This is a genomic window from Klebsiella sp. GFKo11 (assembly GCF_056490265.1).
This window is the reverse complement of record NZ_CM151369.1, coordinates 1,446,647-1,473,249: the sequence shown is the minus strand read 5'-3', so window position 1 is coordinate 1,473,249 and position 26,603 is coordinate 1,446,647. Positions and strand designations below refer to the sequence as shown.

Annotated in this window: 27 protein-coding genes and 1 pseudogene; 18 read left to right on the top strand and 10 right to left on the bottom strand. The window is 50.0% G+C overall.

Features of this window, described 5'->3' with window-relative positions:
* Positions 1 to 184: 184 nt before the first annotated feature.
* Positions 185 to 1,030, bottom strand: a complete 846-nt coding sequence (locus AC07P6_RS07095) for a DUF6387 family protein (RefSeq protein WP_001067213.1) — start codon at positions 1,028 to 1,030, stop codon at positions 185 to 187.
* 495 nt (positions 1,031 to 1,525) lie between these two features.
* Between AC07P6_RS07095 and AC07P6_RS07090 the strand changes: the two genes are divergently transcribed.
* Positions 1,526 to 2,767: an integrase gene (locus AC07P6_RS07090; RefSeq protein ID WP_478315954.1), complete on the top strand. Its 1,242-nt coding sequence runs from the start codon at positions 1,526 to 1,528 to the stop codon at positions 2,765 to 2,767.
* A gap of 72 nt (positions 2,768 to 2,839) precedes the next feature.
* Here AC07P6_RS07090 and AC07P6_RS07085 read toward each other — a convergent pair whose 3' ends face one another.
* Positions 2,840 to 3,715 (bottom strand): hypothetical protein, encoded by an 876-nt coding sequence (locus tag AC07P6_RS07085; RefSeq protein ID WP_123915373.1) that lies wholly within the window; start codon positions 3,713 to 3,715, stop codon positions 2,840 to 2,842.
* 125 nt (positions 3,716 to 3,840) lie between these two features.
* On the opposite strand from AC07P6_RS07085, the pseudogene AC07P6_RS07080 reads away from it, so the two are divergent.
* The 9 genes and pseudogenes from AC07P6_RS07080 to AC07P6_RS07040 all read left to right on the top strand — a co-directional run bounded on the left by AC07P6_RS07080 (position 3,841) and on the right by AC07P6_RS07040 (position 11,145).
* Positions 3,841 to 4,052: pseudogene (locus AC07P6_RS07080) on the top strand (AlpA family phage regulatory protein).
* Between the two features lie 266 nt (positions 4,053 to 4,318).
* A protein-coding gene (locus AC07P6_RS07075; protein ID WP_087786203.1) for an IS1-like element IS1N family transposase occupies positions 4,319 to 5,013 on the top strand; the annotation gives its coding sequence in 2 pieces (ribosomal slippage) (positions 4,319 to 4,565 and positions 4,565 to 5,013; 696 coding nt in all).
* Positions 5,014 to 5,074: 61 nt separating this feature from the next.
* Positions 5,075 to 5,755, top strand: a complete 681-nt coding sequence (locus AC07P6_RS07070; RefSeq protein WP_478315953.1) for a PTS mannose/fructose/sorbose/N-acetylgalactosamine transporter subunit IIC — start codon at positions 5,075 to 5,077, stop codon at positions 5,753 to 5,755.
* Positions 5,748 to 6,527 carry a PTS system mannose/fructose/sorbose family transporter subunit IID gene (locus AC07P6_RS07065; protein ID WP_478315952.1) on the top strand — a complete coding sequence of 260 codons (780 nt, stop codon included), beginning with the start codon at positions 5,748 to 5,750 and terminating at the stop codon, positions 6,525 to 6,527. Before AC07P6_RS07070 ends, AC07P6_RS07065 begins: the two co-directional genes overlap by 8 nt.
* A gap of 28 nt (positions 6,528 to 6,555) precedes the next feature.
* Positions 6,556 to 7,047 carry a PTS sugar transporter subunit IIB gene (locus AC07P6_RS07060; protein WP_478315951.1) on the top strand — a complete coding sequence of 164 codons (492 nt, stop codon included), beginning with the start codon at positions 6,556 to 6,558 and terminating at the stop codon, positions 7,045 to 7,047.
* 3 nt (positions 7,048 to 7,050) lie between these two features.
* The gene (locus tag AC07P6_RS07055) at positions 7,051 to 7,755 is read left to right on the top strand and encodes a sugar isomerase domain-containing protein (RefSeq protein ID WP_478315950.1); all 705 of its coding nucleotides are present in this window, start codon (positions 7,051 to 7,053) and stop codon (positions 7,753 to 7,755) included.
* A 10-nt stretch (positions 7,756 to 7,765) separates the two neighbouring features.
* On the top strand, positions 7,766 to 8,932 hold the full coding sequence (locus tag AC07P6_RS07050; RefSeq protein WP_478315949.1) for a glycoside hydrolase family 88 protein: 1,167 nt from the start codon (positions 7,766 to 7,768) through the stop codon (positions 8,930 to 8,932).
* Positions 8,929 to 9,678 carry an SIS domain-containing protein gene (locus tag AC07P6_RS07045; RefSeq protein WP_478315948.1) on the top strand — a complete coding sequence of 250 codons (750 nt, stop codon included), beginning with the start codon at positions 8,929 to 8,931 and terminating at the stop codon, positions 9,676 to 9,678. The genes AC07P6_RS07050 and AC07P6_RS07045 overlap by 4 nt, the downstream gene beginning before the upstream one ends.
* A gap of 54 nt (positions 9,679 to 9,732) precedes the next feature.
* The gene (locus AC07P6_RS07040; RefSeq protein WP_478315947.1) at positions 9,733 to 11,145 is read left to right on the top strand and encodes an OprD family outer membrane porin; all 1,413 of its coding nucleotides are present in this window, start codon (positions 9,733 to 9,735) and stop codon (positions 11,143 to 11,145) included.
* A gap of 117 nt (positions 11,146 to 11,262) precedes the next feature.
* Here the strand turns inward: AC07P6_RS07040 and AC07P6_RS07035 are convergent, their stop codons facing one another.
* The 3 genes from AC07P6_RS07035 to AC07P6_RS07025 form a co-directional block, all read right to left on the bottom strand.
* Complete coding sequence (locus tag AC07P6_RS07035; protein WP_478315946.1) at positions 11,263 to 13,332, bottom strand: FKBP-type peptidyl-prolyl cis-trans isomerase N-terminal domain-containing protein; 2,070 nt, start codon at positions 13,330 to 13,332, stop codon at positions 11,263 to 11,265.
* A 203-nt stretch (positions 13,333 to 13,535) separates the two neighbouring features.
* Positions 13,536 to 13,940, bottom strand: coding sequence for a hypothetical protein (locus tag AC07P6_RS07030; RefSeq protein ID WP_478315945.1), 405 nt, complete (start codon positions 13,938 to 13,940; stop codon positions 13,536 to 13,538).
* Between the two features lie 293 nt (positions 13,941 to 14,233).
* Positions 14,234 to 15,145 (bottom strand): LysR family transcriptional regulator, encoded by a 912-nt coding sequence (locus AC07P6_RS07025; protein WP_304261095.1) that lies wholly within the window; start codon positions 15,143 to 15,145, stop codon positions 14,234 to 14,236.
* A 115-nt stretch (positions 15,146 to 15,260) separates the two neighbouring features.
* On the opposite strand from AC07P6_RS07025, the gene speB reads away from it, so the two are divergent.
* The 8 genes from speB to AC07P6_RS06985 all read left to right on the top strand — a co-directional run bounded on the left by speB (position 15,261) and on the right by AC07P6_RS06985 (position 23,049).
* Positions 15,261 to 16,211, top strand: coding sequence for an agmatinase (gene speB / locus AC07P6_RS07020; RefSeq protein ID WP_478315944.1), 951 nt, complete (start codon positions 15,261 to 15,263; stop codon positions 16,209 to 16,211).
* Between the two features lie 10 nt (positions 16,212 to 16,221).
* Positions 16,222 to 17,076: a sugar phosphate isomerase/epimerase family protein gene (locus AC07P6_RS07015; protein WP_478315943.1), complete on the top strand. Its 855-nt coding sequence runs from the start codon at positions 16,222 to 16,224 to the stop codon at positions 17,074 to 17,076.
* A gap of 2 nt (positions 17,077 to 17,078) precedes the next feature.
* A complete protein-coding gene (locus tag AC07P6_RS07010) occupies positions 17,079 to 18,155 on the top strand; it encodes an isopenicillin N synthase family dioxygenase (protein ID WP_478315942.1) in 1,077 nt (358 codons plus the stop codon).
* A 9-nt stretch (positions 18,156 to 18,164) separates the two neighbouring features.
* Positions 18,165 to 18,968 (top strand): ABC transporter substrate-binding protein, encoded by an 804-nt coding sequence (locus AC07P6_RS07005; protein ID WP_478315941.1) that lies wholly within the window; start codon positions 18,165 to 18,167, stop codon positions 18,966 to 18,968.
* A gap of 24 nt (positions 18,969 to 18,992) precedes the next feature.
* Entirely contained in the window at positions 18,993 to 20,513 is a 1,521-nt protein-coding gene (locus tag AC07P6_RS07000; RefSeq protein WP_478315940.1) for an amino acid ABC transporter permease/ATP-binding protein, read from the top strand.
* Entirely contained in the window at positions 20,514 to 21,242 is a 729-nt protein-coding gene (locus AC07P6_RS06995) for a class II aldolase/adducin family protein (RefSeq protein WP_478315939.1), read from the top strand.
* A gap of 5 nt (positions 21,243 to 21,247) precedes the next feature.
* Positions 21,248 to 22,180: a 2-hydroxyacid dehydrogenase gene (locus AC07P6_RS06990; protein WP_478315938.1), complete on the top strand. Its 933-nt coding sequence runs from the start codon at positions 21,248 to 21,250 to the stop codon at positions 22,178 to 22,180.
* Positions 22,181 to 22,254: 74 nt separating this feature from the next.
* Positions 22,255 to 23,049, top strand: a complete 795-nt coding sequence (locus AC07P6_RS06985) for an SDR family NAD(P)-dependent oxidoreductase (RefSeq protein ID WP_478315937.1) — start codon at positions 22,255 to 22,257, stop codon at positions 23,047 to 23,049.
* Positions 23,050 to 23,070: 21 nt separating this feature from the next.
* Here the strand turns inward: AC07P6_RS06985 and AC07P6_RS06980 are convergent, their stop codons facing one another.
* The 5 genes from AC07P6_RS06980 to AC07P6_RS06960 all read right to left on the bottom strand — a co-directional run bounded on the left by AC07P6_RS06980 (position 23,071) and on the right by AC07P6_RS06960 (position 26,593).
* Positions 23,071 to 23,397, bottom strand: coding sequence for a MerR family transcriptional regulator (locus AC07P6_RS06980; protein WP_004853397.1), 327 nt, complete (start codon positions 23,395 to 23,397; stop codon positions 23,071 to 23,073).
* Between the two features lie 50 nt (positions 23,398 to 23,447).
* Positions 23,448 to 23,903 (bottom strand): PTS sugar transporter subunit IIA, encoded by a 456-nt coding sequence (locus AC07P6_RS06975; RefSeq protein WP_182234288.1) that lies wholly within the window; start codon positions 23,901 to 23,903, stop codon positions 23,448 to 23,450.
* Positions 23,900 to 25,264, bottom strand: coding sequence for a PTS galactitol transporter subunit IIC (locus tag AC07P6_RS06970; protein WP_181485235.1), 1,365 nt, complete (start codon positions 25,262 to 25,264; stop codon positions 23,900 to 23,902). The genes AC07P6_RS06975 and AC07P6_RS06970 overlap by 4 nt, the downstream gene beginning before the upstream one ends.
* A gap of 3 nt (positions 25,265 to 25,267) precedes the next feature.
* Positions 25,268 to 25,549 carry a PTS sugar transporter subunit IIB gene (locus tag AC07P6_RS06965; protein WP_009652557.1) on the bottom strand — a complete coding sequence of 94 codons (282 nt, stop codon included), beginning with the start codon at positions 25,547 to 25,549 and terminating at the stop codon, positions 25,268 to 25,270.
* A gap of 228 nt (positions 25,550 to 25,777) precedes the next feature.
* Positions 25,778 to 26,593 carry an ABC transporter substrate-binding protein gene (locus AC07P6_RS06960; RefSeq protein ID WP_478316954.1) on the bottom strand — a complete coding sequence of 272 codons (816 nt, stop codon included), beginning with the start codon at positions 26,591 to 26,593 and terminating at the stop codon, positions 25,778 to 25,780.
* Between the last annotated feature and the right edge of the window lie 10 nt (positions 26,594 to 26,603).

The following is a 26,603-nucleotide window of genomic DNA, read 5'->3' as shown; positions in this document are numbered from 1 at the left end:
GATGGTTTTCTCGAAGTTGGTGCAGTACAGAACAAGGGAACTTGAGAGTAGCTGAAATTCCCCTGTTTTATAGCAAGTGTAAAAATGGCCGGTTTAAAGTAAAAATCGCAAAAAAAAGCACCATTTACAGTAGTGCTTTTAGTTTATTTTTATAATAAAAAAACAGACAGTTATTAATTAACTCTTAATCCGATAGTTTCATTACATCAGAGACTTTCATTTGCTTTAAATGGCTGTTTTTGTTCATGAAGTAATGGAATTGTCGGATAAAGTCAGTTGTGCAGGATTTAAGAGCCAAAGGCCTGTCGGTATCTTTGATTTGGCTGGACTGTCTCATTTCGCTTTCTTCGTCATCGTCTGTATATAGTAGTCTGGATAACCTGTCGTCAGAGACACGGATTTTTTTAACGGCTGCCCACACCAGGATATCAAGCATAGGTATTACACGATAACTGATGAGTTTCTTGATAGTTCCGTATCCAAAACGAACAGATTCCAATGGGTTTTCATCAATACCCTTAACTTTACGCCACTGCGGTAATGCAGCTTTAAGCGACTCTGCAATCTCTTCGTCTGTGCCACTTGCCAGATCAATCTCGAACATGATCGTTCGTGTAAACTGATCTGGCATAATGTCTGAAAGTGATTCTTCTCGAAGCTCTGCGTTTATAGAATAATTGTCACCTTCATGCCAAAGAAAACCTCCACGTTGCATTGCAATAATGCTCGTTTCAGCAAGGCGATCAAGAGTTGTGAGAAAGAAATGGGGAGGTTGAAAAAGTTTGTTGGCAGGAGTCATGTATCCCAGTTGTCCTTCTTCAATTAAAAAAGGATTGCCACTAAAAATTTTTGAGAAGTAACCCGCAAGTGCTCTGCTCTCAAACTCTTCCCGATACTCCTTAAAGAACAATTTACGGGCCCATATCTCATGGTAGAACTGAATCAATGAGAGGTCTTCAAATTTGCGATATGTATCAATCTTAAACCAGCTCTTGATGACTTTTGTATGCTCTGGTGACCAATTGTTCAAAATCCATTCTCCACCTATGCTGGTACTGCGGATAGAATCGTGCTATTGAGAAAAGTTACCGTATTCGTCTACCTATGAAAAGCATAACGGACCTTATCTATGAGTTCAGTTACCAATAGGGAGTTGAACTGAGAAATTTGTTGTCTTTTGATACAATTTGCAAATCGGCTATTCGTGAGAACTCATACCGTTAAGATTTATGGTTCCTTTTTAGGACCACATATAAATTTAAAATTTAAAATAAACCTAAAAATCAATGTCATGAATAGTTATTTACAGGGACGCCAGCCCAAAATTCTCCATCGGTGATTACCAGAGTCATCCGATGAAGTCCTAAGAGCCCGCACGGCGCAAGCCCTGCGGGCTTTTTTGTGCCCTTAATTTGTCCCGCGAAGTCTGATGCCAACTAATTAAATCCGAACCTTTTAGGCCCATTGATAGGCCCAACGAAAAGCTCTATTGTTTTCGTTGGGCCTAAACGCATGGAGACTCCCCATGGCAAGAAAAACCAAGCCGTTAACCGACACGGAAATCAAAGCCGCCAAACCTAAAGATGCCGATTACCAGCTGTATGATGGTGACGGGCTTACTCTGTTAATCAAGTCCAGCGGCAGTAAGCTCTGGCAATTCCGTTACTATCGGCCTCTGACCAAGCAGCGAACCAAACAGAGCTTCGGTGCCTACCCTGCCGTCTCGCTTTCTGATGCACGTAAACTCAGAGCCGAATCTAAAGTTTTATTGGCGAAAGACATTGATCCCCAAGAACATCAGAAAGAACAGGTCAGAAATTCACAAGAGGCCAAAACCAACACTTTCTTGTTAGTTGCCGAACGTTGGTGGAATGTGAAGAAAGCCAGCGTAACAGAGGACTATGCCGAAGATATCTGGCGCTCGCTTGAGAGAGATGTTTTCCCAGCAATCGGTGATATCAGTGTCACTGAGATTAAGGCTCATACTCTGGTTAAAGCAGTTCAGCCGGTTCAGGCCAGAGGGGCATTAGAGACTGTTCGCCGCCTTTGTCAGCGTATTAACGAAGTCATGATTTATGCGCAGAACACGGGCCTGATTGATGCGGTTCCCAGCATAAACATCGGGAAAGCATTCGAGAAACCTCAGAAGAAAAACATGCCGAGTATCCACCCGGCTCAACTTCCACAATTAATGCAGACTATGCGTACGGCAAGTATCAGCCTGTCCACACGATGCCTATTCATGTGGCAACTTCTCACCATAACCCGTCCCGCCGAAGCAGCTGAAGCTCGATGGGATGAGATCGATTTTGATGATAACGAATGGAAAATTCCAGCAGCTCGAATGAAGATGAACCGGGATCATACGGTTCCATTATCCGATGAGGCTCTCTCTATTCTGGAAATGATGAAGTCACTAAGTGGTGGCCGAGAGTTTATCTTTCCCAGTCGCATCAAACCAACCCAACCAATGAACAGCCAAACAGTGAACGCAGCACTCAAGCGTGCTGGGTTAGGAGGTGTTCTCGTATCACACGGTTTACGTTCTATCGCAAGTACAGCTCTCAATGAGCAAGGGTTTCCGTCTGATGTTATTGAGGCAGCATTGGCTCATGTAGACAAAAATGAGGTACGTCGCGCTTACAACCGCAGCGACTATCTTGAGCAACGACGACCGATGATGCAGTGGTGGGCTGACTTTGTAAATAAGGCTGATAGCGGGAGTAGGATTGAAGTTAGCTCCAGGGAGTTAAAACTCGTTGGATAAAAACAACTTTCAATCCTTTTAAAAATACTCAATTAGATAGCATCTCCTACGATGCTATCTAATTTATTTATATTACTTATTACTTCTCTTCTTTCTTCTAACAGTTGCATCAAATGCCATTCTGATACTATCAACCTTCGTTGCCCACTGTTTTAAGATAGTATCAGCTAATGTATATTTATCTAAAGCTGCTAGCCGATATTTTTTACTTTGTCCTTTCACTATAAAATTAGAATCTTTAATAAATAGCCATAAAGGATCAATAAGATCATTAACTGCAGCCACTTTACTTCTCCAACCTTCTTCAGGCGCAGATTGATATATAAGCTCAACAACTTTTTCCTGAATAATTTTGTAAATTTCTGCTTTTCCTTCCCCCCCATTTTTACCTGCTTTCACCCTTACTTTAGATAGTTTATTTTTTTTATCAGCATACACTTTAAACCAAACCATCCCTAGACATTTATCAAATAAACCCGATGCCGTATTGAATGCTTCTGACGCAATGCTCTCATTATTTTCCATAATTGATTTTCCCCACTGATACGCTATAGAGGCATGGATTAGATGTGCTTTAAATATTTCATCAATCGATGCCCCCAGAACCAAGGGGGAAAAAGTTTCACGGAAAACACGAACTTTTAGCTCTTTCCAACATTCTTGAGTGGGGTCATATAGCTCTGTATATTCCGGCTTAAGCTGCAACTCACCGTTTACTCTGTGATGTTTATATTCTCTCAAGTGCGGATCGGAATACAGCATCACCTGAGTCCCCACTTTGCTGGAATTACAGAACTGATCACGCATTCTGGCTAACTCTTCTTGCATTGCTGCAAAATTTTCATCCAGAACATCAGCATATATAGACCATTCGCATCGGGACATCTCCTCAGAGAGATCCTTACATTTTCTACTAATTTCTTCGCAGACCTCAGCGACACAAAACATTAAATCACCATATATCAATAAGTTACAATGCGTAAAAAATGTTTTTTTGGTATACCCGTTTTTTGTCTAAGCATTAATCGTTAATCTTTCCACATCTAAGCTTAACCAATGAGAGGCAAATCAATATGAACAATTCTTCAATGGTCAGAATACTCCGCTTACCTGCTGTTATCCATAAACAGGTATTGCACGCGCCACAATCTACGACTGGTTAAATCCAAAATCGCCACGTTATGATGAAACTTTTCCGAAGAAAAGGATGCTTGGGGCAAAGTCTGTCGGCTGGGTTGAATCGGAGATTGATGAATGGCTTTTACAACGCAGTAAACTTAGCTGACGGAAAACGTAAAGCACAGTCTTTACTTGTGTATCTCGATCACAAAATCTATACATACTTTAAATAACATTTGTCAGCAGGCATCTCCCGGACAGGAGTAAATCTGTATGCAAAAAATTTTCACAAATGTAAAGCATCCTGCTATTTCGCTATTAATAGCGAAATAGCAGCAGAAAAAATTATTTCAACTTCATCTCAATAGGTATTTTGGTGATGCCTCTAATTAGTTGAATCTGATGTATAATGCGGGCTTTTGAGGTTCTTTCATGGCCAGCGTTAACATTCATTGTCCTCGTTGTCAGTCTGCACAGGTCTACCGCCATGGTCAGAACCCTAAAGGCCATGACAGATTTCGCTGCCGTGACTGCCACCGCGTTTTTCAGCTCACTTACACTTATGAGGCCCGTAAGCCGGGCATTAAAGAGCTGATCACTGAAATGGCCTTCAATGGCGCCGGGGTTCGCGATACCGCCAGAACACTGAAAATTGGCATTAACACCGTCATCCGGACTTTAAAAAACTCACGCCAAAGCGAATAACGTCTTCGCCCGTTGCTCATGCTGATGTGGCGCTTATCTGCGAACTTGATGAGCAATGGAGTTTCGTTGGCAGTAAAGCCCGGCAACACTGGCTCTGGTACGCGTATAACACCAAAACAGGGGGTGTACTGGCCTACACTTTTGGTCCCCGTACCGATGAAACCTGCCGGGAACTACTGGCACTGCTTACGCCATTCAACATCGGCATGATCACCAGCGACGACTGGGGCAGCTATGGCCGGGAGGTGCCGAAGGATAAGCATCTGACCGGAAAAATATTCACCCAACGGATTGAGCGCAATAACCTGACGCTGCGCACCCGCATTAAGCGCTTGGCTCGTAAAACAATCTGCTTCTCGCGTTCAGTAGAGATCCACGAAAAAGTCATCGGGACGTTTATTGAAAAACACATGTTCTACTAATTGGAAGCATCACCCAATTTATGACGGTAATAACACCACATTGGGTCTAGTTAAACCCGGCATGGCTGGTTTTTTTGCCGGGGTGATCATGGGCGACATGACAACGGGGCTGATTGTCGGCGGTACGTTAAATCTGCTGGTATTGGGCGTGGGCAATTTTGGTGGCGCCTCTATTCCCGACTACATGACCGGAGCGGTACTGGGGACGGCGTTTGCTATCATCAGCGGTCAAGGTGCTGCCTTTGGGGCGACTATAGGTGTGCCTATAGGTCTGCTGATGGTTCAGCTTGATATTCTGGCCCGTTTCACTAACACCTTTATTCACCACAAAGCGGATGCGCTAATCGAAACGGGTCAGGTGAAGGCCGCAGCGAGACTGAACCTGCTCGGTCAGGTACCGATCTCTCTATCGCGAATGCTCCCGGTCCTGCTGGCGCTGATTCTCGGAGCCACCTTTGTCAACGACGTAGTGACGTGGATCCCGGATTCCATCATGAATGGTCTGAAAGTGGCTGGCGGTGTGCTGCCTGCATTGGGTATCGCTATCCTTCTGCGCTATTTACCCATCAAAAAGAATGTCACTTTCCTAATCCTTGGTTTCTTTCTCGCCGCTTATCTCAACATACCGGTACTCGGCGCGGCATTGATGGGTCTGGCGATTGCCATCTACGTTTTTAATGCCGAAAAACAGGTAACGCAATCTACCGTCCCTTCCACAAATGGAGCAATGGGTGATGAATAAAGTCTTAAAACGTGTGTTCTGGCGCTGGTTCCTGTTTGGCCAATCTGGATGGAACTACGAAAAAATGCAGGGTCTGGGCTATTTGTTCAGCATCTACCCATTCCTGGAGAAAAAGTATCAGCAGCCGGAGGAGCTGAAAGAAGCGGCAAAAGTTCACAGCCAATTCTTTAACACCAACAACACCATGGCACCGGGAATACTGGGGGTAAATATTGCCCTCGAAGAACAAACGGGTCTGGCGGGAAAAGATGCCATTACTGGGATTAAGACCGGCCTGATGGGACCTCTGGCAGGTATTGGCGACACTTTGTTCTTCGTCATTCCGACCACGATTATCGGCTCAGTCGCCTCCTATCTTGCATTGCAGGGTAACCCGGTGGGGCTGATCCTCTGGCTGCTGTTTGCCCTGGTTCGTCTGCTGTTTATGCGTTTTAGCATCAATAAGGGCTATCAGGAAGGTGTTAACCTGTTGAGTTCATTGACCAACAGCCTGAATAGAATCACCCGAGCGGCCAACATTCTCGGACTCACCGTCATCGGGGCACTCATCCCTTCGGTGGTAAAGGCGAAGCTTAACTTTGAATTCAGCTACGGAGAGGTCTCTCTGAAGCTTCAGGCCATTGCCGATCAGATAATGCCGGGGCTTATTCCTTTGCTGGTAGTGGCATTCACCTACTGGCTGCTGGGTCTCAAAAAAATGAATTCAACACGGGTGATTTTCATCCTGATTGCCCTCGGCATCGTCGGATATAACCTGAATATTCTCGGTTAAATAAAAGTAATTATCTTAGGAGATAACCATGAAAGGTATTGTACATATTCGTGTCGACGATCGGCTGATCCATGGCCAGGTCGCTACCCGCTGGGTAAGTCACTTTAATGCTAACCGTATAATGATCATTGACGATGCGGTCGCGGCAAACGATGTAGAGAAAATGCTGCTTCGCAGCGCAGCCCCCGAAGGCTGTAATACCTCTATCCTGTCATTTGAGAAAGCCAGCGCCAATATTCTCGCTGGAAATTACGAAGGCCAGCGCGTTCTCGTACTGCTGAAAACCCCAGAAATTGCCCTACAAATGGTGAATAGCGGTATCGCGCTGACCCAGTTGAACATCGGTAACATGTCGAACAAAGAAGGACGCAGTCAGATCAAACGCTCAGTGAGCGTCAGTGATATTGAAGCCCAGGCGATCGACGCCCTCCAGGCAAAAGGCGTCAACGTAACGGCGCAAATGACACCTGAAGAGCCAGACACCAGTATCAGTGCTTTTTTGAAAAACGATAAGGGATAGGGAATGTCTCCACATCAGCAACAATATTATCAGCATGTTTTAACCACTCTGGATCACGTTCTGCTCACCCAGAATGCAGAAATAGAGCAGGCAGCGGCACTGTTTGTCGAGTGCGTGAAAGCCAACGGTATCATCCATGGTTTTGGCTCGGGTCACTCATTTGCCGCAGCGGTTGAGCTAGCTGGGCGGGCTGGCGGGCTGGTCAACACCAAAGCCATCGACCAGTTCTATGGGCCAACGGGCTGGTTTGACTCGCTTAAAGGGATTGGCGATGTCTTCGCCGGCCTACTCGATCTGCGCGAGGCCGACTGTTTTGTCATGATTTCCAATTCCGGGACCAAACCTTTACACGTTGAGCTGGCGCGGAAAATTAAACAACAGAACCTGAAACTTGTCGTCATTACCCGCCAACACGCTGAATCTGAAACGACAACGGAAAGTATCCGCGACTATGCGGATGTCATCCTGGATAACGGCTGCCCTGCTGGTGACTGCACGCTGGATCTGGATAACGGCAAGATAATGACCGGACCGGTGTCATCACTTTCTGCGGCATTCATTATCAATAACGTAGTCATTCGCTGTATTGAGTTATTACTCGAGCAAGGTATCGAGCCTCCGGTCATGCGCAGCATCAATCTGCCCGGCGGCAAAGAATACAACGACGCTCTCATGAAACGATATAAAGAGCGCGTATTTACGCTCTAGGGGGCAAACAATGAAAGAGCATCAACCATTCATCAGCGCATCACTGCCCTTTCCGGCTATCACGCCCGAGCAGTGCCGGAATGAGCTGAACGCAATAGGTAGTCAACTCACGCGAAACGCCGAACGGTTTGGTGATAAGTTCCCTTCTGCCTGCACCTCGGATAACCGCTATGCGTTGAAAGAGAATAACGACTGGACCAACGGTTTCTGGACCGGGATGCAGATGATAGCCTGGGAGTTCAGCGGCGAATCAACATACCTCGGCGTTATTGAACGCAATATCGCCAGTTTCAGGGCTCGTCTAACCGCACACCACGTACTCGATCATCACGATATCGGCTTTCTCTACAGCCTGTCGGCTGTCGCATACTGGAAGCTGACGAGGGATGACGCGATAAAACCACTGATCATTGCTGCAGCTGACCTGCTGATTAGACGTTTTCATGACCATGCCGGTTTTATTCAAGCGTGGGGCGGATTGTCAGACCCACAAGAACATCGTCTGATCATTGATTCACTGATTAACCTTCCTCTACTACATGTGGCGGCCAGTATCAGCGGCAAGCAGCATTACCGTGAGGTGGCGGAGCGCCACTATCTGGCCGTCATTAACAATATTTTCCGGGCAGATGGTTCCACATTCCACACGTTTTACTTTGATCCCGCCAACGGGCAACCCACATATGGCAAAACGTTCCAGGGCTACAGCGACCAGTCATGCTGGGCACGCGGGCAAGCCTGGGCGATTCTGGGGATCCCGCTGAACTGGTCTGCAACCGGAAAAATTCAACACTATGCCCTATGGCAGAAAGCCTGTGATTACTTTTTCCATCATCTACCCGCTGATGGTGTCCCTACCTGGGATCTTATCCTTGCCGGACAGGACGATGCGCCGAAAGACAGTTCAGCATTAGCCATCGCCATTTGTGGCTTACTGGAAGCGCACAAGCATCTCCCTGATGCACAGTACGACCAGATAGCCCGTCAACTCTTGCAGGCTTTAATGACTCAGGCGTCTGCCAGTAACGATAGTTCCTGTGAAGGGCTGCTGAAACATGGTGTCTACGCTTACGCCTTAGGTAAAGGTATTAATGAATGTAATCTCTGGGGCGACTATTTCTATATGGAAGCGTTGTACCGACTCTATCATCCACAATGGTCAGGATACTGGATATGACAATAACCCAACAATATTTAAATGTTGTACAAGAAAAACTTAGCACTATCGCCCTTGAACAAAATGAAAAAATCGCTACTGCCGCCAGTAAAATAGCCGAAGTTATTAATCAGGGTGGCATCGTTTATATTTTTGGCTGTGGCCACTCACACATTTTTGCTGAAGATGTTTTTTATCGCGCAGGAGGAATTGCACCTGTCAGACCGATATTTATCGAACCACTGATGCTACATGAGGGAGCCGCTGCCTCATCATGTTATGAAAAACAGAATGACTATATTACAACATTCCTTGATAAATACGATCTAACAGAGAAGGATGCATTAATTGTTATTTCCACATCGGGAATTAACCCGGCCCCCATTGACGCAGTATTATGGGGTAAGCGACAGGGTGCTTTTACTCTGGCGATAACTAGCTTTATTTATGCTGATACCCAGCGCTCAAAGCATAAAGAAGGCATCTATCTGCGGGACTGTGCTGATCTGGCCATTGATAATCATGTGCCCATTGGTGATGCCGTACTTTCACTTTCTGGCCATACCACCCCATTCGCGCCAGTTTCGTCGATGACCGGAATATTTATTATTCATGCTCTTTTCGCCGAGACCATCGCCAATTTGAGCCATGACACTCACCAATTACCGATATTTTTAAGCGGCAATATCGATAACGCTACCCAGCATAATGAAGGTCTATTAGAACAATACGGAGAAAGGATTCCTGAATTAATAAAAAACCGTTAATAATAAAAAATTAGTTACCTCTCCCTACTACCAAGAATTTACAAGGTGAAGATAATGAGTACAATGAAACTCAGAGCCTCTCTGTGCGCACCGTTTTTATTTTTAATTTCTCCTGATGTTTTTTCTGCTGAGGAGATGGATTATGACCCACCCTCCTTATTTGAGAAGGCTTTTTACGATGACGGTAAGTTAGATATTAATACTTCATTGTATATTCGGCACCGTGCCGTTAAAGATCCCACTACGGGTAAGTATGGCCTTGGGCCTGCTGGTATTAAAAACCAAACCGGTAATGTTGCTCTTAGCTACATTTCTGGCTACTACAAAGACGTTATCGGGTTCGATTTCTGGGGGAATGCAAATATTAAATTGGGTAATACCGTTGGCCAATCAGAAATTCTTTATTACGACTACCAATGTGGTCAGGCAGGTCAGTTCAGTCCGTGTGAGAAATCATACATGGCCGTGTCTGTCGCTGCTCTCAAATTGAATCTGGGTGAAGAGGATATAAACTTTAAGCTCGCTGCTGGCTATACCCCCATTAACTCCGGGACGATTAAGAGCAGCTGGGGACTGAATCCGCACGCCTTCCGCGGTTTCGACAGCGCGTTGAAGCTCGATAATTTCAAACTCACCTACGCATGGGCCGATCGCTTTAAAAACGACTGGAGCCGCGACTTTAAACCGATGACCACCACATGGCATCAGAACAACGCCGCCGGACTTGATAACAACGGTACGACAATCAAAGCGGGCAAAACCATCGATTACATTCACACGGTGGGCGCAGTGTATAACCTGGGTAACACGATACTGGATGTCGGTTATGGCGAAGGTAAAGATTACCGGCGGAACTGGCAGGCACAGCTTGAGCGTAACGATAGCCTGTCTAATGATTTCTCCCTGCGCAGCAAGCTGTTTTACCAGGGGGCACGTTATAACGAGAAACTGTCCGGAATCAGCGATCCTGCCACTAAATATTATGTCGGCGTCGGCTTCAACCTGAGCCACAACAATACGGTGTGGTCTCTTGGTTACAGCCAGAACTATGCCCCCCATACCGGAGATTACAACTTCCGCTTAACGCCGTGGGCAAACTCTGACAAGCGTGACTATCAGCCTACGCTTTCTCAGCTTGAGGACTTCAACGTTTCAGGGGCCAGAGCGGTCCGAATGGGCTTAAGTTACAACCTGGCAGACTTTCGGATACCGGAATTAACGCTGGCAAGTGCTGTCACCTATGGTTGGCATGTCGTCACCGATGTCAGTAAAACCCGAGGAGAACGCCAGTATCATGGGAAAATGACGTCTGTAGATTTCTCCGCCCGCTACCTGGTCGCTGAAGGGCCCGCAAAGGGTTTGTCTTTGACTCTCCTTCCAGCATTATTACGCTCTACAGATAGCAACTATAAAACCGATCGCAACGATGTGAAGTTTATTGTGGGTTACACGGTAAACATTTTTTAATGAAATCGTCCTTCACCCGGTGCGGTGAAGGATTTTCTTCGCTACGACCCCAAATAGCGGTCAGCCCCTCTGCCCTGCAGAAAAAACCAACTTCAAGATTGAATATTATAAAACAACCTACGGAATTAACTCAAAAGTAATTGATATTAGCGTGTCTGGGTGAATCTCGGCAGGGGGATTACTATATAGCGATCCTGCCTGACCATAGAGCGTGACAATCCCACCTTTGAGACCTGATAACAAGACTTTACCTATAAGAGGATCAATATCTTTGTTGTTCACAAACGTTGAATTCATAGTATTCAATATAGGCGTACCATCAAGTTTTTTCTCCAGTATATTCATAGACAAAGACTCGTTAGCTTTGTACTGGACCTTCCCTTTCTTCTCCACAACGAAATAAACACCATTAGGTAAGATTTCATATTTCTTACCTTTAATTTTGGCCATGATTCTTTTTTCGATATCAACATATCTTGATGACATTTGACCGTTAAGAGTATTAACGATACTCTGTATTTCATCTTCTTTAATTTTAAGTTTTTTATTGTAAGCATCGTTAAACCCTGAAACCAACGCTGAGGGTGTCAGCTTCACATCATTGTCGGCCATTTTATTCACATCTGATAGCGCCTGGGTGAGGTAGAAAACGCCCAGTGCATAGGCATTTTTATTACTTTTATCAGCAAAATTTATAACCTTTTCTTTTATAGATAAGCTATCAAGCGTTGACTGTAATTTTTGATTTTTTTCGTTTAAAGCAAGTATCGAAGCATCATATTTTTTCTGCGCCGTATCTGCAGCAGTAATCTGTGCCGACAGCAAGTGGGTGGTGTTATCCCGCGTTTTCTGCGCAGCCTCGGTGGCGGCAGTCAGCTCGGCGTTCTTTTTCGTCAGCGCCTCAAGGGCGACTTTCTGCTGACTTTCACCCTGGGTATTCTGCGTTTTCAGCGCGGCAATCTGCGCCGACAGCGTGCGGGTAGTCTCATCCAGCTTTTTCTGCGCGGCCTCGGCGGCGGCAGTCAGCTCGGCGTTCTTTTTCGTCAGCGCCTCAAGGGCGACTTTCTGCTGACCTTCACCCTGGGAATTCTGCGTTTTCAGCGCGGCAATCTGCGCCGACAGCGTGCGGGTAGTCTCATCCAGCTTTTTCTGCGCAGCCTCGGCGGCGGCAGTCAGCTCGGCGTTCTTCTTCGTCAGCGCCTCAAGGGCGACTTTCTGCTGACCTTCACCCTGGGAATTCTGTGTTTTCAGCGCGGCAATCTGCGCCGACAGCATGCGGGTAGTCTCATCCAGCTTTTTCTGCACGGCCTCGGCGGCGGCAGTCAGCTCGGCGTTCTTCTTCGTCAGCGCCTCAAGGGCGACTTTCTGCTGACCTTCACCCTGGGAATTCTGTGTTTTCAGCGTAGCAATCTGCGCCGACAGCGTGCGGGTAGTCTCATCCAGCTTTTTCTGCGCCGCCTCGGCGGCGGCGGTTAGCTCGGCGTTCTTCTTCGTCAGCGCCTCAAGGGCGACTTTCTGCTGACTTTCACCCTGGGAATTCTGCGTTTTCAGCGCGGCAATCTGCGCCGACAGCATGCGGGTAGTCTCATCCAGCTTTTTCTGCGCCGCATCGGCGGCGGCGGTCAGCTCGGCGTTCTTTTTCGTCAGCGCCTCAAGGGCGACTTTCTGCTGACGTTCACCCTGGAAATTCTGCGTTTTCAGCGCGGCAATCTGTGCCGACAACGTGCGGGTAGTCTCATCCAGCTTTTTCTGCGCGGCCTCGGCGGCGGCGGTCAACTCGGCGTTCTTTTTCGTCAACGCGCTGATGGTATTTTTCTGTCCATTTTCACTTTGCGCATTCTGTGCTCTTAGAGCACTCTGCGTTTTTAGCGCAGCAATCTGCACCGACAGCGTGCGGGTAGTGTCATCCAGCTTTTTCTGCGCGGCCTCGACGGCAGCGGTCAGCTCGGCATTCTTTTTCGTTAAGGCGTCAAGACTGGTTTTCTGGGCGCTGTCTTGTGGAGTAATCTGTGCTTTCAGCGCCGCGATCTGTGCCGATAGCTCACGCGTCGTTTCATCCCTTTTTTTCTCAGCCGCTTTCGCCGCAGCGCTCAGTTCCGCATTCTGTTTCTTAAGGGCATTTATCGTAGCTTCAGTTTTATTATTCTGATTTATTTTCTTTCTGGCTGTTTCCTGCTTCAGAGGCACTTTTTTACTGCGATTATCTTTCTCTTGATTAACCGGATTTGATTCTTCTGAGGCCGACGGATTTTTTATTTCGAGTTTCGATATACTATCAAGGAAATCTCCCCCCTCAGAATGAGCAGGGAGGGAAAAAAAAAGGGTAAAGAGAGCCAATACAATCGCCAGAGTGCTAAGATCGTATATATTCAGTTTCCCCTTGCAGTATGTCATCTGGCCAGCCCATTGCTAAGTTCAGCTTTTCTTGCCCGGGCTTCAAACTCTTTAATTAATTTCTGAGAAATACTATTACACTTATCGTTTATCTTGTATTCAAAAAGCGGAGTAATTGTTGATTTTACGCTGGCCGACGTTTGGCCTGAAACAGAAGCATAAAACTTAGCATCGCTGATCAAACCATACAGCTCGCTGGAGTCCTTCTGAAACTTACTATCTAGCTTAACCAGAGCATCCGCATCCTGGATACACTGCTGTAAAGCAGGAACCTGAGCGGGCTGCTCGCTTTGACTATTATCTTTTTTTATTAGTGCACTATCCACTTTCTTAATATTAGCGCCCCCCTGCAACAGGCCAACCGAAATGCAAACCACCATCAATAAGCTATTTCTTATCATTTTCATAATCCGTTAGATAAAATAATTCAAAATATATCAATCGATTCCAGCAGAAAAAATTCCAATAGACAATGCTGTTAGTCGAATTTAATACCAATTCGGATAAAACACACAATTTGATTGTTTTTTAACCACAAAAGAGATGGGAATAATCCTGGTGCAATGCGATATTTACATCCAATACCTTTCTTAAAGACAAAGACGAAATAGCGGATTGTCTTTTTTATTCCTGATATAAATCGGCTTTTTCGCAAAACAAATCAGACCAGGCTCTTTCTAAAGAGCCCCATGCATTACTCACGCCACTTCGGTCTGGCCACCGTATTCTTCTTCAGGAGATTACGGAACTCCTTCAACCAGGGTTCATTGCTGCGCCCACGTTTGCATATCGCCGAGAAAGGTGATTGAAAGCCAAACTCATTGGGCAACAGCACCCGCAGACGGTTCTCTTTAATCCATGGCCAGGCGTAGTGCTCAGGAAGATAGCCGATATATTTTCCGGACAAAATCAGCAGCAACTGCGCATCAACGGTCTCAACGGTGGCGCTCCCCTTGCTGAATCCGCGCCGCCGCAGGTCGCTGGTGTTCCAGTAACTACGCGTCACCAGCGGACACTGGCTGATCAGATTTTTATCGAGTTGGCGACTAAAGAACATCGGATGCAGGTCGCTACAGTAAAGCCAGTGCTGCTCGCGATAGAGCGGTTCGCTGATGATGTTATGCACCCGCGAGTTATAGCTACCGATGGCGAGATCGATATGGTTATTCAGTACGCCATTAAGCTGTTCCGCCGGGGTACGGATAATCAGTTTGATATGCACATGAGGAAACTTATCGCTAAAGCTGCGCAGCACCACCGGCAGCGATAGTGCGGTTTCGGTTTCGATGGAGTCGAGGGTTGAGATGCAAATTGTCCCGCTGTGCTCACCCTTCAGCAGCGCCGACTGGCGCTCCAGCTCGTTCAGTTCGCTCAGCACGCGGATCGCTTGCTGTAAAAAATGCTGCCCTTTCTCGGTCAGAGCAAAGCCACCGCGCCCGCGCTGGCACAGGCTAAAACCAAGTTGTCCCTCCAGCTGCGACATCGCATTGCTGATCGCGGAAACAGAAATCCCCAACTCCTGCTGGGCGCGGTTATAGCTCTCAAGACGGGCCACCGCCTCAAAAACCTGTAGCTGACGAATATTAAGCGTGGCGTCGTTAAGCATTGTATTTAGTTCACGAATAAATGAACTAAGTATTTGCGGCAGACGATTTAAAGTCCAGCACATCTTTCGCACTATCCCTCCTGTTGAGTTTTGTCTGTCAGATTCAGGAGCTGAAATGGATAACGTCTTTCATCAACCACAAGGTGGCAACGAAATGCCGCGCTTTGGCGGCCGCGCAACGATGATGCGCCTGCCATTTATCGAAGATTTACAGGGACTTGATGCAGCATTTGTCGGCATACCACTGGATATCGGTACTTCCCAACGTTCCGGGACACGCTACGGACCGCGCTATATTCGTACCGAGTCGGTCATGATTCGTCCCTATAACATGGCAACCGGCGCGGCACCTTTTGAGTCGCTGTCGGTCGCGGATATCGGCGACGTACCGATTAACACCTATAGCCTGCTTAAATCAGTGCAGATCATTGAGGATTACTACACCGGTTTAAATAGTTTCCCGCTGATTCCCCTGACCCTGGGGGGCGACCACACCATTACGCTGCCAATTCTGCGCGCCCTGACCAAAAAGCATGGTCCAGTGGGGCTGATTCATGTCGATGCCCATACCGATACCAACGATGAAATGTTCGGCGAGAAAATCGCCCACGGCACCACCTTCCGTCGCGCCGTCGAAGAGGGACTGCTGGACCTCAAACGCGTGGTACAGATTGGCCAGCGTGCTCAGGGCTACGCCGCCGGTGACTTCCAGTGGGGCGTCGATCAGGGCTTTCGTCTGGTCCAGGCGGAGAAGTGCTGGCACAAATCCCTGACTCCGCTGATGGCCGAAGTTCGTCAGCAAATGGGCGATGGTCCGGTCTATCTCAGCTTTGACATCGATAGTCTTGACCCGATCTGGGCGCCAGGAACCGGCACCCCGGAAGTTGGCGGTCTGACGTCAATACAGGCACTGGAGATTGTGCGCGGCTGCCGCAGCCTGAACCTGATTGGCTGCGACCTGGTCGAGGTCTCCCCACCTTATGACGTCAGCGGTAACACCTCACAGCTGGCTGCCAACCTGCTGTACGAAATGCTCTGCGTTCTCCCCGGCGTGAAATACGAATAGAGGATAAGCCATGCAGCTCAACGTCTTTCGCACGCTATGGGGCGTCACCTCCCCGTGGCAGCAAACGGTTAGCGAACTCAAAAGCGTCGGCTGCTGCGGCATTGAAGCGCGGGTGCCGCTCGCTTTAGAAGATCAGCAGACGCTGGCCCGGCGCATCGAAGAGTCGGCGCTCCAGTATATCGCCATCGTGTTTAGCGGCGGCGGCGTCATTCCGCCCCAGGCCGAAGCGCCAGCCCAGCATCTGGAACGGTTAAAAGAACGTTTTGCGGCAGCGAAAATGCTCAATCCGCGCTTCGTTAACCTGCTGGCCGGTAATGACCGCTGGCCGTTGGCGCAGCAGGTGGAATTTCTCGGCAAAGCTCACGAACTGGCCGCCGATTATGAACTGATCTGTAGCTTCGAAACCCATCGCGCCACGTCGCTATATAGCCCGTGGCTAACGCTGGAGATTATCCAGCAGCTACCGCAACTGCGCTTTACCGCTGATATCAGCCACTGGATTGTGGTGAGCGAGCGCCTGCTGGATGACCCCTGCGATGACTTCAGCACGTTCATCGACCGGGTCCACCATATTCAGGCCCGCGCCGGATATGACCAGGGCCCGCAGGTGCCGCATCCGGCAGCACCTGAATATCAGTCGGCCCTGCAATTTCAACAAAATTTCTGGCAGCAAATCTGGCAATCGCAGCGCCAGCGCGGCTACCAGCAAACCACACTGACGCCGGAATTTGGTCCCGATGGCTACCTGCATCATCTGCCGTTTACCAACGTCCCGGTAGCTGACTTGTGGTCGCTGAACGCGTGGATGGCACAGCACGAACAGCAGCATTTTGTTGAATTCACCTCACTCAATAAGGAACGGTAGAAATGACCGCTGCAAAAAGCTCTTTCACTGAATTACCGACCATCGATATCAGCGACCTGACCTGCGACGATCTGGCTAAGCGCCAGGCGGTGGCTGACATCATTGGCCAGGCCGCCCGTGAAGTCGGTTTTTTCTACATCACCGGCCACGGTATTGCACCGGAGCTGATCGCCGGAGTCCGCGCCGCGGCAAAGCAGCTTTTCGCCTTGCCGATGGAGCGCAAAATGGCCTACTACATCGGCCAGTCCAAAAGTCATAAGGGCTATGTTCCTGAAGGCGAGGAGATTTACGGTTCCGGCAAGCCGGATCACAAAGAGGCGTTTGATATCGGCTTCCAGGCCGCTGACGACCATCCCTTCGTCATCGCCAAAACGCCGCTAATTGGCGCCAACGAGTGGCCGGAGGTACCAGAATTTAAATCCCGGGTACTGGCATACTATGAAGCGGTATTCGCCCTCGGCCACCGTCTGTTTGACGCCTTTGCCCTCGCCCTTGGTCTGCCGGAAGGCTATTTCCAGTCGATGGTCACCTGCCCACCCTCGAAACTGCGCCTGATCCACTACCCCTTTGACGCCAGCGCCGAAGATGTTCCCGGTATTGGTGCACATACCGACTATGAGTGCTTCACCCTGCTGCTCGCCGACCAGCCGGGCCTTGAAGTGCTGAATGAAGATAGCGACTGGATCGACGCTCCACCGCTGAAGAACGCGACCGGGGAAGAGGCTTTCGTGATTAATATCGGCGACATGCTGGAAGTGCTGAGCGCTGGCACATTTGTTGCAACAGCACATCGTGTGCGTAAGGTGCCGCAGGAACGCTACTCGTTCCCGCTATTTTTCGCCTGCGATTATCACACGCTGATTCGCCCGCTATCCGGCTTCCTGGAAGCTGGAGAAGCCAGCGAATATCAGGAACTGAGCATTGGCGAGCATATGTGGAGCCAGGCGTTGCAGACCTATCGCTACCTGCGCGAGAAAGTCACCCGTGGCGAGCTCCAGCTCCCCGAGCGCGCACGCGGCACCAACACCTTTGGTCATCTGAAAAAACAAGCACAGCAAAAATCCGTTAATAACCCGTGAGGATAAATGATGAAAAAAACGCTAAAAAAAATCTCGCGCCGTGTGGCTTTATCCATCGCCGTCGCCGCTTGTTTTTCCCCGCTGACCCAGGCCGCAGAGCTGTTGACCGACGGCGTATTCAAAGTCGGCATGGAAGTGACCTATCCGCCGTTTGAGTCCTACGACAGCAATAACAATATCGTCGGTATCGACCCGGAATTTGCGGCGCTGATCGCCGAGCAGCTAAAGGCCAAACCGCAGCTTATCGACACCAAATTCACCAGCCTGATTTTAGGCATCGGTAAGAAATACGATGCGGTCATCTCGGGGATGTACATTACGCCGGAGCGCCAGAAGCAGGCCGATGCCATCCCTTACGCGTTGTCCGGCGCATCAATTATCGCGCTGAAAAACAGCCCCATTCAGCCGAAAACGGAAGATGAACTGTGCGGCGTGAAGGTGGGTTTACAAGCAGGTACTGCCTGGGTTTCCAGCCTGAAAACCCACTCCGACGAGTATTGTCTGAAAAACGGCAAACCGGCGATTAGCATTCAGGAATTCCCGACGGCGCCAGAAGCCTCCCAGGCGCTGATGTCGAAAAATATCAACGCTCAGTTAGAAATCGCCCCGGCGGCGCAAATTATCGTTGAGAAAAGCCGCGGTCGCCTGGCAATCAGCTCCAGCCGTCTGGTTTATCCGTTACCGCTGGGGATTTATGTGGCCAAAGGCAACACCGAACTGGCCGAGGCCATTAAATCAACGTTAGCCACCTTAAAAGCTAACGGCAAATATGACGCCATCATCAAGAAATACAATTTAGAACGCATTGATTAATACAATAAAGAAACGGGAGTCGGTATGGAGTTCGATTGGGGATACTTTTTCTCATTATTTAGCGTTGGGGCATTCTGGCAAGCTTGCGTCACCGTTGTTGTTGTCAGTTCATTGTCCTGGTTTATTGGCCTGATATTAGGTTTTCTTTTAGCCTGCGCCAAGCTCTCCGGCCCGCGCTGGCTAAAGGTTCCCGTCGAACTCTATATTTGGTTTTTCCGCAGCGTACCGCTGATGGTATTACTGGTCTTTGTCTATAACCTGCCGCAGCTATTTCCCATGACCCAACCGCTACTCGGCATTCCGTTTATTGCCGGGCTGGTGTCGATGACGGTAACCGAAGCGGCCTATATGGCGGAGATCCATCGCGGCGGCCTGCTTTCCGTCGCCAAAGGGCAAAGTGAAGCCGGGCACGCATTAAGCTTTAGCTTTATTGGTATTCAGCGCTTAATTATCATCCCGCAAGCATTTCGCATTTCGCTGCCTACGCTGATAAACGAATATATCACCATCATTAAACTCAGCTCGATTCTGTCGGTGATTTCACTGCCGGAGCTGCTGTTGACTGGCCAGCGCCTGTACGCGCAGAACTTCCTCGTCATGGAGACGCTGCTGGCAGTCGCCGTCTATTACGTCATGGTGGTCACGGTCTTTACCTGGCTGTTCCGGGCGCTGGAAAACCTGCTCGATATTCAGCGCAAGCGCCCGCAAACGCTCAATGACAACGAATGCGAAACCCTGCGCCGGAATCTGACACCGCCGGTGCAGGCGCAAAAAACGCAGCCTACCAGCGGTAACCCACCGGCGCTGGATTTACGTGCCATCGAAAAATCCTGGGGCCAGCATCACGTGCTGAAAGCCATCGACCTGAAGGTCGAAAACGGCGAGGTGATCAGCATCATCGGCCCATCCGGATCCGGTAAAACCACACTCATTCGCACCATTAACGCCCTTGAAAGCATCGATGCCGGAGAAATCATTCTTTACGGCGAGGACTATCTGAAAGGCGCGTCCATAGTTGATAAACAGCAAATGCGCGCAGGCGTGCGCCGCATCGGCATGGTGTTCCAGGGCTTCAACCTGTTTCCCCATCGTACGGTGCTGGATAACGTGATGCTCGCCCCGCTCTACCACAAGCTGCTCGACCGTCCCGTCGCCCGGGAGCAGGCGCTGTGGTTGCTGGACCGCGTCGGTCTGCTGGCTCACGCCGAAAAATACCCGTACCAGCTCTCCGGTGGCCAGCAGCAGCGCGTCGCCATTGCCCGCGCTCTGGCGCTTAAACCGGACATCATGTTGTTTGATGAACCCACATCTGCGTTGGATCCTGAACTGGTTGGCGAAGTGCTGAAAGTCATTCAGTCCCTCGCCCGTGAAGGGATGACGATGATTATCGTGACCCACGAGATGGACTTTGCCTTATCAATTTCTGACCGGGTAGTGATGATGGAAAACGGCGTAGTGCAGAGCGATATGCCGCCGCAGCGCATTCGCAACGATGTCGCCGATCCGTCCCTGACTCGTATTCGTGAATTTATGGGAGTGCAATAAATGGCAACTGAACTGGAATTACGCCAGCAGCTGGCCGCCGCCTATCGTCTGGCGGCGCTGTTCGGCTGGGAAGATACGCTGTATACCCACTTCTCCGTGCGCCTGCCCGGCGACGGCGAGCCGCGTTTTTTGATTAACCCCTTCGGGATGATGTTTGATGAAGTGACCGCCAGCAACTTAATCGTGGTCGACATGCAGGGCAAAGTTGTTGAGGGCAGCGCCCCGGCAAACTCGGCAGGCTTTACGATCCACAGCGCGGTGCATATGGCGCGCGAAGACGCTCACTGCGTGATCCACACCCACACCCTGCCGGGAATGGCGGTCGCCGCCTGTGAAGATGGGCTGCTGCAGCTTAACCAGATCAGCACCGAGTTTTATCGGCGCGTCGGCTACCACCCTTATGAAGGCGTAGCGTTCGATCTCGATGAACGCGTACGGATCCAGCAGTCGCTCGGCGTTAACATCGCCATGATCCTGCAAAGCCACGGCCTGCTGTCGGTCGGTCGGACCGTCGCCGATGCGTTTTACATCATGTACTACCTCAACCGCGCCTGCGAGATCCAGATGGCCACTGCACAGCTAGCGCCGCTCAGTCCCATTCATACGATCCCTGAGCATCTAAGCCAGCACGCCTGTGAGCAACTGACGGGGGTTGAACATGAACGCCAGCTGGTGTGGCAGGCGTGGCTACGTCGCCTCGATCGTCTTGATACTTCTTATAAAAGATAATGCCTATGACTCAGTTAACCATTGTCGTGGATTGTAATGATCCTCAGTACACCCAGGAAATTTGCGCCGCGTTCGCGCTGTTTCCGGAAGTAAAAGCGGTTCTGCCAGAGGACCCCGCAGCGCGCGAGGCGCAATATGCGAGCTGCTGGTTTCCTGACCCGCAGCTGCTGGCCCGCTCGCCTGAGCTGAAACTGATCCAGGCCGCCTCAGCCGGAGTCGACCATTTACCCGCCAGCGTTTTTGCCAGCGACGTTCCGCTCTGCCGGGTGGTTGACGAAGATTTTCGCCACGGCATGTTTGAATACGCTCTGTGGGGCGTGCTGTGGTTCCAGCGCAGTTTTGACCGGGCGCTGGCCCACCAGCGCGAAAGAACGTGGAAGATTTATCCGCAGCGAGCGGCGGCCGATTATCACGTTGGGGTCATGGGCCTCGGCGAAATTGGCGGCTATATCGCCGCGCAGCTTGCCGGATTGGGATATAAGGTTTCCGGCTGGGCGCGCAGTGAAAAATCCCTTGCTGGCGTGCGTTGTTATCACGGAGATGCTCAGGCTGGCGAATTTCTTGGCCAACTGGATGCGCTGATCAACGTCCTGCCGTTAACGGAGCAGACGCGAGGCATCCTTGCCCACCCTTTACTGGATCAACTACCTGACGGTGCAGCGCTGATTAACTGCGGACGCGGCGAGCATATGGTGAATCAGGACGTACTTGAAGCACTGGAGAACGGCAAGTTGTCCGGCGCGGTGCTCGACGTGTTCCCCGTCGAACCGCTGCCGCAGGAGGACCCACTCTGGCAGCATCCGCAAGTGGTTATCACCCCGCATATGGCCTCTATCGCGCAAACGGTGGTGGTTGCCCGTCAGCTGCTGGACAACATCCAACGGCTGCACCAGGCGCTGCCGCTGAAAAATCTTGTTAACAAACAGAGCGGTTATTAATCCCGAAAACGTCAATAGCCTCATATCCGCTGCTACGCTTAATGGTCTGTCCGACAAAAAATAAGGCTATCAGCATGAATATTGATTTATCGGGGAAAGTCGCACTGGTCACCGCCTCCACCGGCGGTATTGGTTACGCCATCGCCAAAGGTCTGGCGGCCAGCGGCGCGGAAGTGATGATTAATGGTCGCAGCGAGCGTAGCGTGAGCGCGGCCATCGCCCGTTTGCAGAATGAGGTTCCCGGCGCGAAACTGCGCCCGGCAATTGCCGACTTAAGCAACGCTGAAGGCGTCAATCAGCTGGTGCAGGCGGTTAACGGAGTCGACATTCTGGTCAATAACGCCGGTATTTACGGCCCGCAGGATTTCTATGAAACCGATGATGCAACCTGGGAGAACTACTGGCAAACCAACGTGATGTCAGGAGTGCGTCTTTCTCGCGCCCTGCTACCGGCGATGGTACAGAACGGCTGGGGTCGGGTTGTGTTTATCTCTTCGGAATCGGCGCGTAACATTCCGGCGGATATGATTCATTACGGCGTGACGAAAACCGCTCAGCTGTCGCTGGCCCGCGGGCTGGCGAAGTTTGTCGCCGGTAGCGGCGTCACCGTCAACAGCGTGCTGCCGGGGCCAACTATCTCTGATGGCTTTGCTGAGATGATGAAAGATGAAGTCGCGAAAACCGGGAAATCTCTGGAACAGCTGGCAAAAGAGTTCGTGATGGCGAATCGTCCAAGCTCGGTGATTCAACGTGCGGCCACGGTGGAAGAAGTCGCCAATATGGTGGTTTACGTCTGCTCGACTCAGGCTTCAGCAACGTCAGGCGCGGCGCTGCGCGTGGATGGCGGCGTGGTGGATGACATCGTCTGATAAGACGCGCCCGCCCGCAGGTTAGCGGTCGGGCGTTTTAGATGGCTCTTTAACGCTGGTCATTTCGTACTTGCCTTCCGGATCCATGGCGTTCACCGCTTTTTGCAGCTCCGCCAGAGCAAACTTAAGCGAAGCGACCTCTTCACGTAGCGCCTGCACTTCTTGCTCCTGAGTCACCGCACGGTTGGTTTTCGGAAAAGCTTCGAAGACATCTTCTTCGAGGAACATACGAACCTGACGATTATCAACATTCACCAACTGATATTTCAGCCGGCCACTGTTGATTGCGTTATAGATAGTTTTACGACTAACCATCGCTAACTCTATGACGTCGCTGATTCGTAACATCTTGTCCCTCGTCGGTTGCGGCTTCACCGTATTGAGCTCATCATTTTATCTTACTGCGTGACGACGGCATCGGTGAACACTTTTGCAATCTCCTCTGGCGTCATTTTCACGATATCGTTAACTCGATCATGATCGGCCAATAATGCGAACAAGGATTGAATAATTGCCACTTTTTCGCAAGTTTTATCAATCGCCATCATCACGACTATCTGCGGGACAACGCTCTCTTCAGGCTCGTCGGTACGCTGAAATTCAACCCCCGCCAGGTTAATGCCGATTGCAAAACCGGTCTGGTTAACATGCTCAAACTCGGTATGCGGAATGGCGACGCTATGGGTCTCCATAAATATCCCGGTTGGATAGACTTTTTCCCGTTCAAGTACTCCGTCGGCAAAACTCGGTTTAACCAGCCCGTCGGCCTGCAGGCTATCTGCCAGGCGGGTCAGTAAAGCCGTCCGACTGACGGACCCGGTAAACTTCACCACCCGCTGTGCGCTAAACATCATTTCCCGCCCTCCACGCTCGCTTCGGCCATCTGTTCATTTTCCTGCGCCAGCTTACGGCGATTCCACAGCACCAGCGCGATGGTGCACAGCGTCAGGATACCTACGCCAATCTCTTTCAGATGGAAACTCTGGATAATCGCCCACGGCAGCATCGCCCCGGCATAATCCACGCTGCTAATACTGGTGGTCCCCTGCGGCAGCGAGAAGCCGGTGCTCACCGCGGTGCTGGTGACAATCGGCGCCAGGTTGGTACCAATCAACAACGCCAGACTTAAGGTTAACAGCCCGGTCAGCAGCGTGCGGAACATATCACCGCGACAAACCGCCGTCACCAACACGAAGGCGAACGGTAGGCCGGTCAAAGAAGCGAACGGCAGGAACTGGTTGCCCGGAATAATCGCCGCCAGTACCAGCATCACCGGGATCATCAGCATCGACACGGACAACGTCACCGGGTGCCCAACGCTCACGGCTGAATCCAGGCCGATAGCGATTTTGCCGAATGAACCGGCACGCGACTGAGCTATCTCCTGAATACGTTCGCTAATCGGATAAACCCCTTCCATCAGCATTTTCGCCATCCGCGGAATAATGGTCATCACCGCCGCCATGGTAATTGCGGTTTGCAGAATAGCTTTCACTTCGATACCCGCGATTATACCCAACAGCGCGCCGATAATTGCCCCCAGAGAGGCCGGATCGCCGAGAATAGATAACCGTTTCTGGATAACTTCGGTATCAATTTTGATATCACGGATAACCGGGATGCGGTCAACAATGGCATTCACCAACCACGCGGCCGGGACAAATGATGCGGAAAAACCGTGCGGTACCGAAATAGATGGTAGGTTCAGGTATTTCTCAACATCACCACTAGTACGGTCGGCAATCACCATCGTAATAATACAGTTGATACCAGCGGCAAATATCCCCAGCCACAGGCTATCGGTAATAATCGTCACCAGAGAACCGGTAAAGGCGTGATGCCACAGGTTCCAGATATCCACGTTCAGTACCCGCGTGGTTTTGGTATACAGCATCAACACGTTAATCGCGACGCACACCGGAATCACCAGCGCGCCGACCCGGGTCCCCATCGCTACCGCTGCGGCAGCAGGCCAGCCCACGTCCAGCACGTTGAGATTCAGACCAAAACGCTCCACCAGAGCATGGCTCACCGGGGTCAGGGAATCGATCATCAGATTAACGGTAATGCTTAAGCCGATAAAACCAATACCGACCATTAAACCGGCTTTTAATGCTTTGCTCAGCGACAGGCGTAATATCAAACCGAGGAGCATAAATATTAGCGGCATCATGACCGATGCCCCTAAACCTACAATGTAATCAACAATAAACATGGCTTAACCCTCGGCGAGAATTAATTCTTTCACGCTGCTGAAAACTTTATCAGTACCCATACCGGTTAATAGCGGTAGAGCGTTAACAACGGGAATAGAAAGCGCAACCGGCGAAGTAGAAACAATAAAATCTACATCGTCGCGGGTTTTGGCTTCAGCCACGGTTCCCTGGGAAATACGGACTTTATCGAGAATATTCTCTTTTTTCAGGAAGTCCTGGAGCTTATTTAACGCAACGGTACTGGTCGCCACACCGGCGCCGCAGCAAATCATCATGTGTTTCATGAGCAATCCTCTCTGTTTTGGTGAGAGGAATTAAAGCATGCAGGAAAAATATGAATTGTGATCAGTGTGTAATTTTACACACTGAGTACACAATGAATTGTAGAGTCAAAAGTAAGACATTGATAAGTAGTGATTTTAAATCATACTCAAATGTGTAATCCCGCTAAAAATGTGATGAACATCTCATTACAGTGTCCGTTCATCTGTATATTTTATATTTTTTACACACTACTGCACCGTGTCATCGGTGATGCCGTATACCGCATATTTTTTCAGCAAGGCGCTGTACTCACCATTTTCACGCAGGGTTTTCAGTGCGGAGGTCAACTGTTGCGCCAGCGCCTGGTTACCCTTCTTGATGTAAATACCCAGCGTTTGCGGATATATCGTCTGCGGGGAACTGACCTTCAGTCGGCCTTTGCTGCGCTGGGTAAACAGGCTGACTACGCCAGCAATATCCACCTGAGCCTGAATATTGCCGGAGAGCAGTGCCTGCAGCGTCTCCGGCGCGGTCGGGAACTCTTTAATCTCAATCTCCCCTTTACCTTGCGCCTGGCAATAGTTCGCCGAAAGCTCATGCAGCTTTTTCACCCACGATGTCCCCTGCTGCAGCCCAATGGTTAAGCCACAAAGTTCGTTTTCCGTTTGCGGCGCAACTTTGCTATCGCTACGCACCATGATATAGGCTCCGGTTTTAGCATAAGGGATCGCATCCGCCTGCTGGGTACGCTCCGGCGTAATATAGAGCGCAGAGATCACCGCATCCTGGCGTCCCCCGCTCAGGCCGAGGATCAAGCTGCTAAATTTGGTATCCACCAGCTGTAGCGTCAGGCCCGCTTTTTGGCTTAATAACGTCGCCAGTTCAGCATCAAAACCGACGATTTTGTCATCCTGCCAGGATTCAAAAGGCGGGTAGGCGACTTCCATCGCTATTTTCAGTTTTCCCGGCGACAGAGTCGCATCCGCCGCATTGGCCGCCGTAACAAGGCCTGATGCCAGAACCAACGCGGTAGCGAGATAGCGCAATGAGAGATTTCTTTTCATCATAATTCTC